The organism is Actinomadura parmotrematis (genome assembly GCF_019458805.1).
Classification (GTDB): domain Bacteria; phylum Actinomycetota; class Actinomycetes; order Streptosporangiales; family Streptosporangiaceae; genus Spirillospora; species Spirillospora parmotrematis.
Window position 1 is genome coordinate 13076 of the sequence record NZ_JAIBOA010000013.1, and the last position, 17606, is coordinate 30681.

Consider the following 17606-nt stretch of genomic DNA (forward strand, 5'->3'; position numbering starts at 1 on the left):
AACGGAGGAGTCCACATGTCACACGCCATCCGGGCCGAGGGCCTGGTGAAGCGTTTCGGCGACACCCAGGCGCTGGCCGGCGTCTCCCTGACGGTCGAGACCGGCACCGTCCTCGGCGTCCTCGGCCCCAACGGGGCGGGCAAGACCACGATGACCCGCATCCTCGCCACCCTCGTCGCGCCCACCGAGGGCCGCGCCGAGGTCGGCGGGCACGACGTGGTCGCCGAGGCGCACCAGGTCCGCCAGCTGATCGGCCTCACCGGCCAGTACGCCGGCGTCGACGAGATGCTGACCGGCACCGAGAACATCGTCCTCATCGGCCGGCTGCTCGGCCTGCCGCGCGCGGCGGCCAAGCGGCGCGCCGCCGAGCTGCTGGAGCGCTTCCAGCTGACCGAAGCGGCCGAGCGCGCCGCCAAGACCTACTCCGGCGGCATGCGCCGCCGCCTCGACCTCGCCGCCAGCCTGGTCGGCCGGCCGCAGATCCTGTTCCTGGACGAGCCGACCACCGGCCTGGACCCGCGCAGCCGCAACGACCTCTGGGACATCGTGCAGGGCCTCACCGCCGACGGCGTCACGGTGCTGCTCACCACCCAGTACCTGGAGGAGGCCGACCGGCTCGCCGACGACATCGTCGTCATCGACCGCGGCCAGGTCATCGCGCAGGGCACCTCCGACATGCTGAAAGCGCAGGTCGGCGGCCAGGTGCTGGAGGTGCGGCCGGTGCACGGGACCGACGGCGACGCCGCCGCCCGCATCATCGGCGATCTCACCGGCGCCGCCCCCGAACTGCACGACGGCCTGGTCAGCGCGCCGGTCACCGACCCCGCGCTGCTGCCCGCCGTCGTGCGCCGCCTCGACGAGGCCGGCGTCGCCGTCGGCGAGCTCACCCTCCGCAAGTCCAGCCTGGACGAGGTCTTCTTCGCCCTCACCGGGCACCACACCGACGACATCGACGCCGAGGCCGGAGCGCTGGCCGACGCCGCCAACAGGCAGGAGACCAAGGCTTGACTTCCTCCCCCGCCTAAAGGCGGGGGATTCCAGCGGTCGCCCGCTGAGCTTCCTGTTTCACCGACGACCGCCCCGTCCGGGAGGACTCCCGTTGAGGTCTTACACCGTCTCCACAGGCGGACGCCGCCAGCCCGGCGGCCAGGATGTTACGCGCCGCGTTCACGTCGCGGTCATGCACCGCGCCGCAGTCACACGTCCACTCCCGGACGTTCAGCGGCATCTTCGCCGCGACCCTTCCGCAGGCCCCGCACAGCTTCGAGCCGGGGAAGAAGCGGTCGATCACGACGAGTTCGCGCCCGTACCAGGCGCACTTGTACTCCAGCATGGAGCGCAGCTCCGTCCACGACGCGTCACTGATGGCGCGTGCGAGCTTGCCGTTCTTCAGCAGGTTGCGGACGGTGAGGTCCTCGATCACGACCGTTTGGTTCTCACGGACGAGCCGAGTGGCCAGCTTGTGCAGGAAGTCCCGGCGCCGGTCGGCGATCCGCGCATGAACCTTGGCGACGCGACGCCGGGCCTTCTCACGGTTCGCCGAACCCTTCGCCTTGCGCGACAGTGCCCGCTGCGCGCGGGTCAAGCGGGCGCGGTCAAGGCGCTCGTGCTTGGGATTAGCGATCTTTTCCCCGGTGGACAGGGTCACCAGGCTGGTGATGCCCGCATCGATACCGACCGAGTTCGCGGTACCCGGGGCCGGGGCGATGCGGTCGTCGCACAGCATCGAGACGAACCAGCGCCCGGCACTGTCGCGGGACACCGTCACCGTGGTCGGCTCCGCGCCCTCTGGGAGGGGGCGAGACCAGCGGATGCTCAGGGGCCCCGCCATCTTGGCCAACGTCAGTTCCCCGTCGCGCCATTTGAAGGCGGAGCGGGTGTACTCGGCCGACGCGCGGGACTTCTTCCGGCTCTTGTACCGGGGGTACTTGGCGCGCTTGGCGAAGAAGTTCCCGAACGCCGTCTGGAGGTGCCGCAGTGCCTGCTGGAGCGGCACGCAGGACACCTCGGTGAGGAAGGCCAGTTCCTCGGTCTTCTTCCACTCCGTCAACGCGGCCGACGACTCCACGTAGGAGACACGGCGCTGCTCGCCGTACCAAGCCCGAGTGCGCTCCTCCAGCGCTTTGTTATAGACCAGACGGACGCAGCCGAACGTGCGCGACAGTTGGGCCGCCTGCTCGTCCGTGGGGTAAAAGCGGTACTTGAACGCCCGCTTGACCTGCCGCATCACGCGTCACACCGTATCGGGTTCCGTCTGAGCAACGGCTGTCGACCAGTGGCATCAGGCGCCGAATCGCCTTGACGGCGATTCGCCTTTCCCTGCCCCGCTACGCGGGAGCTTCGGCTCTTCCCGGCCTGAAGGCCGGGGTATCCACGAAGGAGACCCAATGACGACCGCCGCACTCGCACCGCAGACGGTGACGCGCAAGGTGTCGCCGGCCACCGCACTCCGCAACGTCGCGACGCTGACGTGGCGCAACCTCGTCCAGATCAAGCACAACCCGATGGAGCTGCTCGACCTGTCGATCCAGCCGATCATGTTCGTGCTGCTGTTCGCGTTCGTGTTCGGCCCGGCGATGGCCGGCAGCGTCTCGGCCTACCTGCCGATCCTCATCCCCGGCATCATCGTGCAGAACGCCCTGTTCGCCTCGATGAGCACCGGCGTCGGGCTGAACACCGACATCGGCAAGGGCGTCTTCGACCGGTTCCGCAGCCTGCCGATCGCGCGCTCCGCGCCGCTCATGGGGCGCATCGTCGCCGACACGGTCAAGCAGGCGTGGTCGATGGCGATCGTGCTGGTGCTCGGCTTCGCCATCGGGTTCCGGATCGAGACCTCCTGGCTGGCGCTCGTCCCGGCGTTCCTGCTGCTCCTGCTGTTCAGCCTGCTGTTCTCGTGGGTGTCGGTGTTCATCGGGGTGATGGTCAGCGAGCCGGAGAAGGTGCAGATCTTCGGGTTCACGATCATCTTCCCGATCAGCTTCCTCAGCAACGCGTTCATCCCGCTGTCGGACCGCTACCCGGACTGGCTGCGCACGATCATGGAGCACAACCCGGTGTCCCAGCTCGGCGACGCCCTGCGCGGCCTGCTGATCGGCCACGACGCGGTGAACCCCGCCATCGACCAGCCGGTCGCCGGCCCCGCCGCGCAGGCGCTGCTGTGGGGCGCGGTCTTCGCGGCGATCTTCCTGCCGCTCTCGCTGCGCGCCATCAAGAACCGGGTCTGACCGCCCTCCCGCGCCGCCGCCCTCCGTGCCGCCGGCCGGGACGCCCTGCCGCGGGGCGCCCCGGCCGGCGGCACGGGGCGCCCGACCGGGACGTCAGCGCAGAACGTCCGGCCGGGACGTCAGCGCAGGGCTCCGTGCCGGGCCGCCGGTCCGAGGTGCCGGCCGGGGAGGGCGTCAGCTCGGGGGGTCCGGGCGGGCGGGGCCGCTCCACTGCGCGTCCGGGCCGAGGATGGGGCGCGTCTCGACGGACAGGCCGAAGGCGTCCAGCACCTGCTGGAACGTGCGGCTCCGGCCCCGCGCGTACGCGGCGTCGAAGCCGTCGCCGAGCGCCTCGCGGGCGGCGCCCTCCAGCTCCAGGACGTCGGGCAGTGACAGGTCGCGGCCGCCGCGCACCGCGTCGGCCTCGCCGAGCAGCTCGGCGGCCCGCGCGGCGTCCCCGTCGTGCAGGGCCGCCGCGGCGTGTGCGGCCACCGCGTGGGCGATCACCGGGTGGTCGTGGGCCTGGACGGCGAGGCGCAGCGACTCCGCCAGCAGCGCCCGCCCGGCGTCCGCGTCGCCGGTGGCCAGGGCGAGCTGCCCCTGGGCGCCGCGCACCTGCGAGTCGAACTGCGGCGGGCCGTTCAGGCCCGCGGCGAGCTCGGCCGCGCGCTCCAGGTGCGCCGCCGCCTCGCCGTACTCGCCGGTGTGGCGGGCGAATTCGCCCAGCTGGTAGTGCACGACGGCGATGCCGTCGCGCGAGCCGTTCCGCTCGGCGTTGGGCAGCGCGTCGGCGAGCAGCGCCGCGGCCTCCTCCTCGGCGCCCGCCAGCCGGAGCACGGTCGAGAGGCGCATGTTGGTGGCGCTGAACAGGTCCAGGCCGAGGGCGCGGCTCGTCGCCAGCGCCCGCTCGTAGAGGCGGGCGGCCTCGGCGTAGCGGCCCTCGCGGCCCCGCAGCTCGGCCTGCGAGGTGAGGGTGAACGCCGTGCCCCACCGGTCGCCGGCGTCCTCGAAGTTCGCCAGGGCGCGGGCGAAGTCGTCCTCCAGGCGGTCGTTCAGGGCGAAGTTGGCGGCGAACTGGCCGCGGGCGAAGTACCCGACGCCGCGGACCCACGGGTCGCCGTCCACCAGCAGCTCGTCCAGCCGGGAGATGACCGTGCGGTCCCAGCCCTTCTCGAACAGGGCGGCGGAGATGCGGGCCAGCCGCAGGATGGGGTGCAGCGCCCGCCCGTCCTGCCGCTCGATGATGCCGAGGGCGCGGGCCAGCCAGTCGAACGCCGACGCGTTGTCGTTCTGGCTGTCCAGCGTCGCCATGGCGCCGATGGCGAGGGCGACCGCGGTCGGCTGGTCCTCCGGCAGGCCGGGCATGCGGGCGAGCTGGTCGATGCCGTCCACCGCCTCCTCCAGCCGGCCGGACAGGAACTGGTACCAGCCGAGGGCGGCGCAGAAGCGGGCGGCGGACGCGGCGTCGCCGGTCGCGACCATCCGGCGCAGCGCCGCCTGGAGGTCGTCGTGCCGGGAGCCGAGGTGGTCCAGCCACCGGATCTGGCCGGCGCGGAACAGGTGCGGCTCGGCGGTCTCGGCGAGCGCCAGCATCGCGGCGGCGTGCCGGTCGCGGACGGCGTCCTCCTCGCCGGCCTGCGCGAGGCGCTCCAGGCCGTAGGCGCGGATGGTCTCCAGCATCCGGTAGCGGGGCGGCTCGGCCGCGGTGTCGGCGACGACCAGCGACTTGTCGACGAGGGCGGCGAGCACGTCGAGGACGTCGTCGCGGTCCAGGTCGCCGCCCGCGCACACGTCCTCGGCCGACTCCACCGTCGCGCCCGCCTGGAACACCGCGAGGCGCCGCCAGAGGGCGCGCTCGGCGCCGTCCAGCAGGTCCCAGGACCACTCGACGACCGCGCGCAGCGTCTGGTGGCGGGGCAGCGCGGTGCGGCTGCCGGCGTTCAGCAGCCGGAACCGGTCGCCGAGGCGGGCCGCGACCTGGCGCGGCGTCATGGCGCGCAGCCGGGCGGCGGCGAGCTCGATCGCCAGCGGCATGCCGTCGAGGGCCCGGCAGATCCGCACCACGTCGGCGACGTTGGCGCCGGTCACCGCGAAGCCCGGCGCGACCGCCGCGGCGCGGTCGGCGAACAGCCGGACGGCCGGGTAGCCGAGCGCGTCGCCCGCGGCGGCGTCGGCGGGCGGCAGCGGCAGCGGCTCGACGGGCCGCAGCGTCTCGCCGGTGATGCCGAGCGGCTCGCGGCTGGTGGCGAGGACCCGCACGGCGGGGCACTCGGCGAGGACGCGGTCGGCGAGCGCGGCGGCGGCGTCGAGGACGTGCTCGCAGTTGTCCAGCAGCAGGAGCAGCCGCCGGCCGCGCAGCGCGGCGGCGAGGCGGGTCGGCGGGTCGGCGGACTCGGCCACCGCGAGCCGGCCGGGACCGCCGGGCACGAGGACCGTCTCGCGGAGGCCGAGCGCGTCCAGCACGGTCGTCGCGACCTCGGCCGGGTCGTCGACGGGGGCGAGCTGGACGAACCAGGCGCCGTCGGGGGCGTGGCCGGCCAGCCGCGCCGCGGCCTCCAGCGAGAGCCGGGTCTTGCCGGCGCCGCCGGGGCCGGTGAGGGTGACGAGGCGGCCGCCGGCGAGGGCCTCGGCGACGTGCTTCAGGTCGTCGTCGCGGCCGATGAAGCTGGTCAGCCGGGTCGGCAGGTTCCCGGGCGGCGCGTCCGGCAGTGCGTCCGGCGGCGCGTCGGGGGCCGCGGGGACGGGCGGCGCGGCGGGCGGCGCGGCGGACGGCGCGGCGGGCGCCAGCGCGGCGTCCTGGCGCAGCACGGCCAGGTGCACGGCGGCCAGCTCGGGCGAGGGGTCGACGCCGAGCTCCTCGGCCAGCGCCGCCTTGATCGCGCCGTACTCGGCGAGCGCGTCGGCCTGCCGCCCCGCCCCGTACAGGGCGCGCATCAGCCGCGCCCGCACCGGTTCCGACAGCGGTTCGGCGGCGGCGAGCGCCTCCAGCTCGGGGACGAGCCCGGCGTGCCGGCCGAGTTCCAGCTCGGCGTCCACCCGCTCCAGCCGGGCCGCGCGGCGCAGGCCCTCCAGCCGGGCGGCGGGCGCCTCGGCGAACTCCTGCCAGGCGACGTCGGCGAGGGCCGGGCCGCGCCAGAGGGCGAGGGCCTCGCCGAGCAGCCCGGCCCGCCGCTGCGGGTCGGCGGCGCGGCGGGCGCGCAGCAGGCGCTCCTCGAAGTCGTGGGCGTCGACCGCCTCGCGCGGCACGTCCAGGCGGTAGCCGCCCGGCCGCGTCTCCAGGTGCTCGCGGCCGATCGCGGCGCGCAGCCGCGAGACCAGGGACTGCAGCGCGTTCGGCGCGGCCGCCGGGACGCGGTCGGCCCACAGCGCGTCGATGATCCGCTCGGCCGGGACGGGGCGGCCCGCGTCCAGCGCGAGCAGGACGAGCAGCGCCCGCAGCCGCGCCCCGCCGATCTCGACGGGGGCGCCGTCACGGGTGACCTCCGTCGTCCCCAGGATCGCGATCCGCACGGGACCGATTGTCCCCCATCTGGCCCGGACGCCGGACGCCCCGGCCGCCAGGGTCCTGGCGGCCGGGGCGTCCGGTCCGTGCGGTGCGGCGGGACGGCTCAGGCCGTCTTCTCCGCGGCGGGCTCGGCGGCCCGCTCCTTCGGCTTGGCGTCCGAGGCGGCGGCGAGCTCGAAGTCCGACCGCGGCCGCTCGACCGAGCCGAGCGGCACCGTCTCGCGCTTGAACACCAGGGCGAGCGTCCAGTCGGCGAGCACCCGGATCTTGCGGTTGACGGTCGGGACCATCAGGCCGTGGTAGGTCCGGTGGAACAGCCAGGCCGGCCAGCCCTTGATCTTGAAGCCGAGCGGGTTGGCGACGCCCTTGTGCAGGCCGAGGCCCGCGACGGCGCCGAGGTTGCCGTGCACGTAGGGCTTGAGGGCCTTGCCGCGCAGCGAGCGGACGATGTTGTCGCCGAGCACCTTGGCCTGCCGCGAGGCGTGCTGGGCGTTCGGCGGGCAGAACATGCCCTCCTGGGTAAGGTCGGGGATCGCCGCGTTGTCGCCCGCGGTGAACGCCCGCACCAGGCCCTCGATGGTGAGGTACTCGGTGCCCTTCACCTGGCCGCGCTCGGTGACCGGCAGGTCGGAGTGCTTGACGACCGGGGCGGCCTTCACGCCGGCGTTCCAGACCAGCGTGCCGGCCGGGAAGCTGCTGCCGTCCGACAGCTCGATGCGGCCGTCGACCGCCGACTGCAGGAACGTCTTCATCTTGACGTCGATGCCGCGGCCGCGCAGCTGCTCGGCGGTCCACTTGCCCATGTCGGGGCCGACCTCGGGCAGGATGCGGTCGGCGGCCTCGACGAGGACGAACCGCAGGTCCTCGGGGCTGACCTTGCGCATGTAGCGGGTGGCGTCGCGGGTCATGTCCTCCAGCTCGGCCACCGCCTCCACGCCCGCGAAGCCGCCGCCGACGAACACGAAGGTGAGCGCCTTGCGGCGGATCTCCTGGTCGTTGGTGGACTCGGCGATCTCCAGCTGCTCCAGCACGTGGTTGCGCAGGTGGATGGCCTCGCCGACGGTCTTCAGGCTGATGCCGTTCTCGGCCAGGCCGGGGATCGGCAGCAGGCGCGGGACGGCGCCGGCGGCCATCACCAGGTAGTCGTAGGAGATCCGCTCGGGCGGGCCGGCCAGCGGCTGCACGATGGCCCAGCCCTCGTCGTGGTTCAGCTCGGTCACGCGGGCGTTGCGCACGGTGCAGCGGGTGAGCACGCGGCGCAGCGGCACCACGACGTGGCGCGGCGAGATGTTGCCCGCGGAGACCTCGGGGAGGAACGGCTGGTACGTCATGTACGCGTTCGGGTCGACGACGGTCACCTTGACCTCGCCGCGCTTCAGCTCGCGCTTCAGCCTCTTCTGCAGGCGGAGCGCGGTGTACATGCCCACATAGCCGCCACCCACGATGAGGATGTGGGGAGCGCCAGAGGTGCCCTCGGCGGTCCTGGCCATTGCGGCCTCCTAGATCACGGTCGGCTTGTGAAGGTATTCACAAACTATCCGATCTCCGGGGGTCGAAGCGAACCGGATCCCCCGAAAGATCGGCGAAACTTTTCATCCGGGCAAACTGGAGCGTGCCCGCGACGGGAACTTCCCCTTTATTTCACGGCATTTCGCCCACCTTGACATGAACCACGCATGACGAACGTCACACCCGCTCTCCCGGGACGCGCTCGCGGCGCACGGGAGGAAAGACCCGTTCCACCCCGGCGATGCGTCTACAGTTGGCCCGGACCAGAAGGGAGCGTCCGGGACGACGGTGCCGCCTGGGAGAGGCCACCCAGAGGACCGGCCGGCGGCTCCCGCCCTCGCTCCTGGGGGCGGATCCGGCGGCGGACGGCGCACGGGCCCGTTCCGGGAGCGAAGCTATGATGAGCAGAGACCGGCGCGCCGCGCTGGCCCCGGCGGCCGCGGTCGCGCTCGCCGGCACGCTGGGCGGGTGCGGGCTGATCGGCCAGCCACAGAACAAGAGCGCCGAGCTCTCCGAGTGGTTCACGGTGACCAGCCCGGTATTCCGCGATGGCGGCGACTTGCCCACGCGGTTCGGCTGCGCGACGTACTCTGGTCCGGGCGGCCAGGCGGGCCGGACCCCGCCGCTCCGCTGGTCGGCGCCCGGGTCCGCGCCCGGATCGCAGGCGACCGCCCGCTCGTTCGCGATCGTCATGGACGATCCGGACGCCTCCAACGGCGCCTACGTGCACTGGGTGTACGCGGGCATCGGCAGCACCACGCAGGAGATCGTCGAGGGCGCGCGCCTGGACCACACGGTCGAGGGGCAGAACACCGGCGGGAAGGTGGGCTACGCGCCGCCGTGCCCCCCCAAGGGGGACCGGCACCGCTACCGCTTCACCATCTACGCTCTGGACAGCCTCGCGCCGTTCCCCAACGGCGCGCCGCTCAAGGAGTCGCTCGACGCGATCGCCAAGCACACGGTGGCCCGCGGGCGGATCACCGGGAACTTCGGTTCGCGGTGACGCGTTGCCGGTGGGGTTTTTCGGGCATGGACGCCCGGAACGCCGCTCGGGGGACGCAGACGAACAGGGCGTGCGGGCCGGCCGCCGGCACGCCCCGGATGAGGGTGAATGTGCGCGAAAGGTGTGACAACGGTCATAGCGGTCGGCCAGAATCTTCCTAGGTCCGCTGGGAACCGGCTGTCGGCGAAAATCGGGACGATCCCACGGCCTGCGCCGGTCACATCGGCGGGGCCAAGGCATTGGGTGGTGGCATGACTTCTTACATCGTGGTCTTCGGCCTCATTGTGGTCGTGGTCCTCGTGGTCGTCCTGGTGGTGCTCGGCCTGCGGGCCAGCCGCGCGGGCGGCGACGAGGACGACTGGATGGACGACGAGCAGCAGCGTCCACGCGGCCGCCGCGGGGCCTCCGCGCCACCTCGTGAGGAGCAGCAGCCCGACGACGGCTACGGCTACGACGAGGCCGGGTACGACGGCGGCTACGAGGCCGGTTACGGCCAGGGCGGCCAGGAGTTCGACCGCCGCGTCGCCGGCGGCGCCGCCCAGCACGGCGGCAGCCCGACCGGCACCCAGACCCTCGGCCCGCAGTCCGCCGGCCCCCAGCACGGGGGTCCGGGCCCGCTGTCGGCCCCGGTCTCCCCTCCTCCCCCGCCCGCCGCGCACGCGAGCGACGAGATGGAGGACGACGACTACTGGGCCACCATCACCTTCGACAAGCCCAAGTTCCCCTGGCAGCACGGCAACGACGGCGAGCAGGGCGGCCCCGACCCGTCCGCCGGGCCGCCGAACGCCCCGCAGGAGCCCGCCGACCTGCCGGTCGCGCAGGGTCCCGGCCAGCAGGGCCCCGGGCCGCAGGGTCCCGGCCAGCAGGGCGACGGCTTCCCCGGTGACGGCTTCCCCGGCGGCACCATCGGCGGCGGCCGCGGCGGCACCGGCCCGCAGCAGGCGGGCGGCTTCGCGCCCGGCGCGTTCGGCGACCCCGGCCAGACCGCGCACGACCCGATGCCGGCGATGGACCAGGGCCAGCCCTACGGCGACCAGCCGCTGTATCCCGAGCAGCAGCCCTACGCCGACCAGGGCCAGCCCTACGGCGACCACCAGCCGTACGCCGAGCAGCAGCCGTACCCGGACCAGTCCCCCTACCCCGAGCAGCAGCCGTACCCCGAGCAGCCGCCCTACGCCGACCAGCCGTCGTCCTACGACTCCCCGTCCTACGGCGACCCCCTCGGCGGCGGCCGCCAGGGCTTCGACATGCCGCTGCCGCCCGCGCAGCACACCACCACCGGCGAGCAGCGCATGCCCGACCCGCTCGGCGGCGACCCGCTGGGCCTGCCCCCGGCGCGCGCGGACGAGCCGCCGGCGCGCCCCTACGAGCCCGAGCCGGCGCCGTCCCCGCTGTCGAGCGGCTGGGGCGACCCGGGTCCCGCCCCCGCCCCGCAGGCGCCGGCGCCGTCGTCGCCGTCGTCGACCGACGGCCACAAGCTGCCGACGGTGGACGAGCTGCTCCAGCGCATCCAGACCGACCGGCAGCGCTCGTCGGCGCCCGAGCCGCAGCAGCCCTACGGCGGCTCCCCGCTCGGCGGCGACCCGCTCGGCTCCGGCTCCTACGACGCGCCCGCGCCGTCCTCGTGGTCGCCCGGCCAGTCCTCCGGCGGCTACGCGCCCGACGGCGGCGGCTACGCGCCGTCCCCGCAGCCCTCGCCGTACGGCCAGGGCGACTCCTACGGCCAGGGCGACGGCTACCCGTCCTCGCCGGCCTACGAGTCGTCCTACGGCGACCCGCTGAGCACCGGCGGCAGCGGCACCCGCGACTCCTACGGCTCCCAGCAGCCGCCGGCCGGCGAGCCGGGCCGCTACAGCGACTTCAGCGGCAGCAGCTACAACGGCGGCGACCCGCTGTCGGGCGGCGACACCGGCGGCTACGACCCGAACGGCACGCAGGCGTACGGCGCCCCGCAGCAGGGCGGCTACTACGGCGGCCAGCAGCAGGGCGGCTACCCGCAGCAGCACCAGGGCGACACCGGCGGCCAGTACGGCGCGGGCTACCCGCAGCAGCCGACCGGCGACCAGCGCCCGCCGCAGGACGACTGGGAGAACCACCGCGACTACCGTCGCTGACCCGCACGCGCCTCACCCGGAGGGCCCCGCCGATACCGGCGGGGCCCTCCGGCGTTCCGGGGACGGATCGCCGGGCTTGTCGGTCGTGTCGTGTCGTGCGCGGCCAAGCGCCGCTAAGCATGGTTCTATACTCAAGGTGACCGTAAAACCACTCAACGCGACGACCGCCAGGCGTGACGTGCTCGCCTCGTTCGTGGTCTTCCTCGTCGCCATTCCCATGTCCCTCGGGGTCGCCGTCGCCTCGGGGGCGCCCGTCGCCGCCGGCCTGATCGGCGCGGTCGTCGGCGGCGTCGTCGCCGGCGTCCTCGGCGGCTCGCCGCTCCAGGTGAGCGGCCCGTCGGCCGGGCTCACCGTCATCATGGCCGACCTCGTGCACACCTACGGGTGGGCCGCGACCTGCACGATCGTGGTGCTGGCCGGGCTGCTGCAGCTCGCGCTCGGCGCCTGCCGGGTCGCCCGGACGGCCCTCACCGTCTCGCCCGCCGTCGTCGGCGGGATGCTCGCCGGCGTCGGCGTCGTGCTGATCCTCGCGCAGCTGCACGTGATGCTCGGCGGCGCGTCGCGGCCGGACGCGCTCGCCAACCTCGCCGACCTGCCGGGCCTGCTCGCCGCGCCGGACGCGCAGCCGGCGCTGCTCGGCCTGCTGACCATCGCGGTCCTGCTCGGCTGGACGCGGCTCGCCGCCCGCACCCCGGACGCCGGCCTCGGCCGCGTCCTGCACCTGGTGCCCGGCCCGCTGCCGGCGATCGGGCTCGCCACCGTCCTCGCCTACGCGCTCCGCTGGGACGCGCCCCGCGTCGCGGTGCCGGGGTCGCTGCTCGGCGACCTGCCGGCGACGGCGTGGCCGCACGGCGCCCCGCCCGCCATCTTCGGCGCGGTGGTGTCGGTGGCGCTGGTCGCCGCCGTCGAGTCGCTGCTCTGCGCGGTCGCGATCGACCGGCGCCGCCCGATCGGCGTGCCGCGCGCCGACCTGGACCGCGAGCTGCTCGGGCAGGGCGCGTCCAACGTGGTGTCCGGGCTGCTCGGGGGCCTGCCGGTGTCCGGCGCGATCGTGCGCAGCTCGGCGAACGTGGAGGCGGGCGCCCGCACCCGGCTGTCCACGGTGCTGCACGGCGTGTGGGTGCTCGTCCTCGCGGTGTCGTGCGGCCCGGTGCTGGAGCAGGTGCCGCTGGCCTCGCTCGCCGCGCTGCTGGTGGTGCTCGGCGCCAAGATGATCGACGTGTCGCGGCTGCGCGACCTGCGCCACCATCGCGAGGCGCCCGCGTACGTCGCGACCCTCGCCGGGGTGGTCGTGCTCGGGCTCGGCGAGGGCGTGCTGCTCGGCATCGCCGTCGCCGCGGTGCTCGCGCTCCGCCGCCTCACCCGGCTGTCGGTGCGGGTCGAGGAGGCGGTGCCCTCCCCCGACGACCGGCCGGGGCAGGCGAGCTGGCATCTCGTCGTGGAGGGCACGCTCACCTTCCTCGGGGTGCCGAAGGTGACGAGCGCGCTGCAGCGCATCCCCGCGGGCGTCGCGGTCGACCTCGACCTCGACGTGGACTTCATGGACCATGCCGCGTTCGACGCGATCCACCAGTGGCGGCTCGCGCACGAACGCCAGGGAGGGAGGGTCGACATCGACGAGGTGCACGAGTCTTGGTATGAAAGAGCTGTGACGGGCGATATGTCAGCGCCGCGGAAGTCCACGCCGTCCACCCGCTGGTGGGCGCCGTGGGCGAGCCGGCGGCGGCGCAGCGAGAACGTGGACCTGGACGCGCCGGAGGTCTCGCCGAGCGCGCTGCTGCTCGCGGGCGTCCGCGAGTACCAGGGCGGCACCGCGCGGCTGGTGCGGCCGATCATGGCGGAGCTGGCCTTCGAGCAGAAACCGCAGCACCTGTTCATCACCTGCGTCGACTCGCGGGTGGTGCCGAACATCATCACCGCGAGCGGGCCGGGCGACCTGTTCATCAACCGCAACGTCGGCAACCTCGTCCCGCGGTACGGGACGCGCACGCCCGACGACGCGGTCGCCGCGACCGTCGAGTACGCCGTCAACGTGCTCGGCATCCGGACGATCACGGTGTGCGGGCACTCCAACTGCGGCGCGATGGCGGCGCTGCTCGCGGGCGGCACCGAGGTCGAGCACCTGCGGTCGCTGACCCGCTGGCTGAAGCACGGGCAGCACAGCCTGGCGCGCTTCCTGTCCGCCGAGCCGGACGGCCGCGCGCCGCTCACCCGGCTCTGCCAGACCAACGTGCAGCAGCAGCTCGACAACCTGCTCACCTACCCGTGGCTGAAGGACATGGTGCAGGCCGGCGAGATCGAGCTGGTCGGCCTCTACCTGGACATCGGCACCGCGGAGGTGCAGGTGCTGGACTGGACGGCCGGCGCGTTCGTCCCGGTGCGCGCCGAGACGCCGGAGGACGCGCCGGAGGACGGTGCGGACGACGCGGCGCCGGAGCCGCGCGCCGTCACCTGACCCCGGCCGGTCCCACGCGTTCGAGGGCCGTCCCCTTCTCGGAGGGGGCGGCCCTTTCCCGTGCGGCGGGCGCCCCGCCCGCCGCCGACGGGTCAGTGGCTGACCAGGCGATCGTCGTCGGCGTCGGGACCGGGGTCGAGGTCGGAGCCGCGGGTGTACATGCCGGTGACCCGGCGGGCGCGGCGGGTGCCGGAGGAGTCCGGCGGCAGGAAGATCGAGTCGCGCCGGCTGGCCCGCGCGAAGTCGGCGAGCAGGACGGCGAGCAGGACGACGGACACGGTCACGAGCGCGACCCCCGCGAGAACCACGATGATCACTTGCGCTCCTCTCCGCGGGACGGCCGAGCGGGCGTCCCGCCACCACCGCCGGTCTCCCCTTGCGACCGGCCGTACCAGTGAAGGTAGGCGCGCGACCGCAAGACCTTTGTGTCGTATGACCGGATTCCGGAGAGTTGCGTGCCGCAGGGCCGGGCGGCCGCGGATCCTCGCGTCCGCGCACGTCGGAGCGCGGACGGCGCGGGCGGGCGCCGTCAGGCCGCGGAGCCGCCCAGCCGCACCCAGTAGTGCAGCAGCAGGAGCAGCTCGATCCGGTGCTCGGGGTCGTACATGACCGACCCGAGGAGCTCCTCCAGGCGCCGCACCCGGTACCGGACGGTCTGCTCGTGCACGAGCAGCCGCTCGGCGGTCGCGACGGCGTTGTCGCGGTTCTCGATGTAGGTGAGCAGGGTGCGGGCGAGCGGCTCGCGCCGGTGCGGGGGCAGCTCCATCAGCGGCGCGAGGCGGCCGCCGAGCCCCGCGACGATCAGTTCCTCGCTGCCGACGGCGGCGAGGCTCGGCAGGTGGTCCAGGCAGCGCAGCGGCCCCTTGGGCGGCAGCAGGCCGCGCTCGGCGAGCGCGAGGCCGCGGCGGGCCCAGCGGAACGACACCGCGCCGCGGTTCGGCTCGACCGTCGGCCCGATCGCGGCGGTGAGGTCGCCGAGCAGCGCGTGCACGCGCCGCTCCTGCCCGGGGCCGTCGGGGTCGGGCCAGATCACGTACGGGTCGGCGGCGTGCCAGTCGGCGAGCAGGTCGGGCGGCAGCACCGGCAGGTCGCCGTCCGGGCCGGGCCGCACCGCGACGATCGCGAGGGTGCGCGGCAGGTCCCAGCGGGCGTTGCGGGCGAGCTCCTCGATCGCCTGGACGCTGGCCGGCGGGTCGGCGATCATCAGGTCGCGCAGCCGCCACCGGTAGCGCTCGCGCTCGCCGGCGAGCTCGCCGCGGGCGTCGGCGTAGCCCTGGCCCGCGGCGCTCGCGATGCGCTCCAGGAAGACGAACAGCGTCTCGGTGACGGCGCCGAGGGTCGGCAGCGACCACTCCAGCCGGCGGGCGTCCTTGATGAAGCGGCGGCAGGCGACCTGGCCGCTCACCCGGATCGCGGTCTGCAGCCCGTCCAGGCTGCGGCCCTGCCGGGCCTCGTAGGCGCCGATCTCGGTGTAGATGCCGGTGACGCCGTCCCAGGCGACCTCGGTCTGCCCGAAGGCGTCGACGAAGGTGCGGACGGTCTGCTCGACGGCCCAGTGCATGCGCCGCCCGTAGGGGCTCTCGGCGGGCCGCGCGTACTCGGGGACGAGCGCCTGGATCTCCGACACCATCTCCGACGCGGTCGCCTCCACCTGCGGCCGCAGCGGGCGGACCGCCGCGGCGGGGACGCCCGACATCGGGAGGTCCGAGGTCGTGCTCGAAGCCATGCCGCCCTCCTGTCAGTGATCTGCGAGTGACGCCTGACACAGTGTCCTCCAGGATCGGCCGCGACGTTACTGGGCAGTAGTCTCGCCCGTTCAAAAAATCCCGGCGGCGTTTGTCAGGAAGGGCACAAACCCCGCGCCCTCAGGGCCCGACGGGCCGTTCCGTCAGCAGTTCGGTGACCAAACGGGTGGCGGCCTCGGCGTCGCCGGCCAGCGCGTTGACGCGGTCGGCGAGCAGGAACGCGGTGATCTCCAGCGCGGTGATCTCCTCGGCGGTCCACGGGCCGTAGTGGCGCCGCCACAGCGTGGGGCTCTGGTCCAGCGCCGCCGCGGTCATCATCGCCGCCATCGTCGGGACGCCCTCGGCGCGGACGCTGCCCGGCAGCGCCCGCAGCGCCCGCACCACCGGCGGGACGACCTCCGCCAGCACGCCCTGCCGGCCGCTCCCGTGGGCGTGCCGCAGCCACTGCACGAACACGAAGATCAGCGTGCAGGCGCCGTCCAGCACGTCGCGGGCGCCGCGGGCGTCGAACGCGCGCAGCGCCCGGTCGTCGATCTCGCGCGGCGGCGCGCCGGCGCGGACCCGGCGGAGCTGGGCGTCCACGAGCAGCATCGCCGTCCCCACGTCGCCGAGCGGAGCGTCCTCGGGCGCGAGGGGCGAGGGCATGGCGGCCTCCCGGATACGGTCGGTCAGGGCACGTACCCGTACCGTAGGCGGCACGGGCGGCGGGCGCCCGCGCTTCGCGGCAACCCCTGGAGGAGACCGGCATGCTGATCGACCGGCGGCCCTGGTCGGCGCTCGCGCCCTCGCGCGTCCAGCTCGCCGCGGACGGCGCCTGGCAGGACGCCCTCCCGGTGCCGCCGGCCGGCCCGGACGCCCGGACGGCCGCCTGGCTCGCGGCGCACCCCGGCGACGTGGCGCTGGAGGTGTTCTTCACCGAGGACCTGTTCCTCGGCGTCCGGTTCACCGCCCTCGCCGCGCCCGACCGCGAGCGGTTCGTCCGCGCCCTCTGCGCCGCCCTGGACGGCACCACCCTCGGCTTCGCCCGCGCCTTCTGGCGGCTGCCCGGCGGGGCCCCGCTCCTGCCGACGGCGCCGCCGCTCGCGCTGGAGGCGGGCGTCGTGGACGCCTGGGACGAGCACGCGCCGGCCGTCCTCTGGCGGCGCGGCGAGCCCGCACCGGACCTGTCCCGCCTCACTCCCCCGCTCCGCGAACCGCATCCGACCCGCGTCGCGCTGGAGGCCGCCTACGCCAACGGCACCTGGATCGGGCGCTCGGTGTCGGCGCCCTCGGCGGGCGGCTACGTCCTGGACGAGGCCGAGCTGGCGCGCGCCGCCGCCGACTTCCTCAGGTGACCCGGCCCTAGTCGCGGCGGCCGAGCTCTTCGGCGACGAGGCCGAGGCCCGCGCCGAGCATCCAGACGTCCTTGGCCAGCGGGATGCCCTGCTGCGTCGGGCGCAGGCTGCCCTCCTGGCGCATCCCGGGCGTCTTCAGGTAGAGGCCGAGCAGGCCCCCCGCGAAACCGGTGAGCGCGGCGCCCGCCGCGAGCGACGGCACGAACGGCACGAGCAGCGCCGCGCCGATGGCGATCTCGGCCTTGGACAGCAGCGCGGTGAACCGCTCGGGGTCCTGGGAGCCGAGGAACGGGTAGGTGCCGCTCGCCATCCCGTGCACGCCCTGCGCGGTCTCCTTGTCGGCCCTGGCCTTGGCGAGGCCGGAGTTCAGGATGAACGCGCCGGTGGCGATCCGGACGGGAAGCTGGTGCGGTCGGGCGAGGAATCTCATGGTCGCTCACAGGTGAGACGGTCGGGTCGGGATCCCCCTTCCCTCCGCCCACCTGCGCGAACCCTGCCCGGAACGGCGGTGGGCCCCGGGGTCTACCCATACCCCGGGGCCCGCTTGAGCCGTTCCTCTGCGTTCGCCGGTCCCGCGACGGCAGGTCAGACGTCAGCTCACCGCGCTCTCCCATTGAGCCACGGACGCATGCGGAGCGTCCGGCCAGAATCGAACTGGCATCTCAGTGAATCTCCCACCACCGCGAATTACACGGCGCGAACGGCGATGCTGATTCTGGAGCGATAGCCTGAGCTTCAC

Annotated in this window: 13 protein-coding genes; 6 read left to right on the forward strand and 7 right to left on the reverse strand. The window is 74.4% G+C overall.

Annotated features, from left to right (window positions below):
- Positions 1 to 15 precede the first annotated feature (15 nt).
- Positions 16 to 1008 carry an ATP-binding cassette domain-containing protein gene (locus K1Y72_RS20380; protein ID WP_220167992.1) on the forward strand — a complete coding sequence of 331 codons (993 nt, stop codon included), beginning with the start codon at positions 16 to 18 and terminating at the stop codon, positions 1006 to 1008.
- A 13-nt stretch (positions 1009 to 1021) separates the two neighbouring features.
- Here K1Y72_RS20380 and K1Y72_RS20385 read toward each other — a convergent pair whose 3' ends face one another.
- Positions 1022 to 2230 carry an RNA-guided endonuclease InsQ/TnpB family protein gene (locus tag K1Y72_RS20385; RefSeq protein WP_372452939.1) on the reverse strand — a complete coding sequence of 403 codons (1209 nt, stop codon included), beginning with the start codon at positions 2228 to 2230 and terminating at the stop codon, positions 1022 to 1024.
- A gap of 157 nt (positions 2231 to 2387) precedes the next feature.
- Between K1Y72_RS20385 and K1Y72_RS20390 the strand changes: the two genes are divergently transcribed.
- Positions 2388 to 3224, forward strand: coding sequence for an ABC transporter permease (locus K1Y72_RS20390; RefSeq protein WP_220167993.1), 837 nt, complete (start codon positions 2388 to 2390; stop codon positions 3222 to 3224).
- 174 nt (positions 3225 to 3398) lie between these two features.
- Here the strand turns inward: K1Y72_RS20390 and K1Y72_RS20395 are convergent, their stop codons facing one another.
- A complete protein-coding gene (locus K1Y72_RS20395) occupies positions 3399 to 6713 on the reverse strand; it encodes an ATP-binding protein (protein WP_220167994.1) in 3315 nt (1104 codons plus the stop codon).
- 98 nt (positions 6714 to 6811) lie between these two features.
- Complete coding sequence (locus K1Y72_RS20400; protein WP_220167995.1) at positions 6812 to 8197, reverse strand: NAD(P)/FAD-dependent oxidoreductase; 1386 nt, start codon at positions 8195 to 8197, stop codon at positions 6812 to 6814.
- Positions 8198 to 8613: 416 nt separating this feature from the next.
- On the opposite strand from K1Y72_RS20400, the gene K1Y72_RS20405 reads away from it, so the two are divergent.
- The 3 genes from K1Y72_RS20405 (at position 8614) to K1Y72_RS20415 (ending at position 13788) form a co-directional block, all read left to right on the forward strand.
- On the forward strand, positions 8614 to 9219 hold the full coding sequence (locus tag K1Y72_RS20405) for a YbhB/YbcL family Raf kinase inhibitor-like protein (RefSeq protein ID WP_258573027.1): 606 nt from the start codon (positions 8614 to 8616) through the stop codon (positions 9217 to 9219).
- Between the two features lie 251 nt (positions 9220 to 9470).
- Positions 9471 to 11333, forward strand: a complete 1863-nt coding sequence (locus K1Y72_RS20410) for a hypothetical protein (protein ID WP_220167996.1) — start codon at positions 9471 to 9473, stop codon at positions 11331 to 11333.
- Between the two features lie 136 nt (positions 11334 to 11469).
- Positions 11470 to 13788 (forward strand): SulP family inorganic anion transporter, encoded by a 2319-nt coding sequence (locus K1Y72_RS20415; protein WP_220167997.1) that lies wholly within the window; start codon positions 11470 to 11472, stop codon positions 13786 to 13788.
- Between the two features lie 92 nt (positions 13789 to 13880).
- Here the strand turns inward: K1Y72_RS20415 and K1Y72_RS20420 are convergent, their stop codons facing one another.
- The 3 genes from K1Y72_RS20420 to K1Y72_RS20430 form a co-directional block, all read right to left on the reverse strand.
- A complete protein-coding gene (locus tag K1Y72_RS20420) occupies positions 13881 to 14105 on the reverse strand; it encodes a hypothetical protein (RefSeq protein ID WP_220167998.1) in 225 nt (74 codons plus the stop codon).
- 212 nt (positions 14106 to 14317) lie between these two features.
- On the reverse strand, positions 14318 to 15514 hold the full coding sequence (locus K1Y72_RS20425; protein WP_220167999.1) for a PucR family transcriptional regulator: 1197 nt from the start codon (positions 15512 to 15514) through the stop codon (positions 14318 to 14320).
- A 139-nt stretch (positions 15515 to 15653) separates the two neighbouring features.
- Positions 15654 to 16178, reverse strand: a complete 525-nt coding sequence (locus K1Y72_RS20430) for a hypothetical protein (RefSeq protein ID WP_220168000.1) — start codon at positions 16176 to 16178, stop codon at positions 15654 to 15656.
- Positions 16179 to 16279: 101 nt separating this feature from the next.
- On the opposite strand from K1Y72_RS20430, the gene K1Y72_RS20435 reads away from it, so the two are divergent.
- Entirely contained in the window at positions 16280 to 16867 is a 588-nt protein-coding gene (locus K1Y72_RS20435) for a hypothetical protein (RefSeq protein WP_220168001.1), read from the forward strand.
- Positions 16868 to 16874: 7 nt separating this feature from the next.
- On the opposite strand, the gene K1Y72_RS20440 is transcribed toward K1Y72_RS20435, so the two are convergent.
- On the reverse strand, positions 16875 to 17297 hold the full coding sequence (locus tag K1Y72_RS20440) for a hypothetical protein (RefSeq protein WP_220168002.1): 423 nt from the start codon (positions 17295 to 17297) through the stop codon (positions 16875 to 16877).
- Positions 17298 to 17606 lie beyond the last annotated feature (309 nt).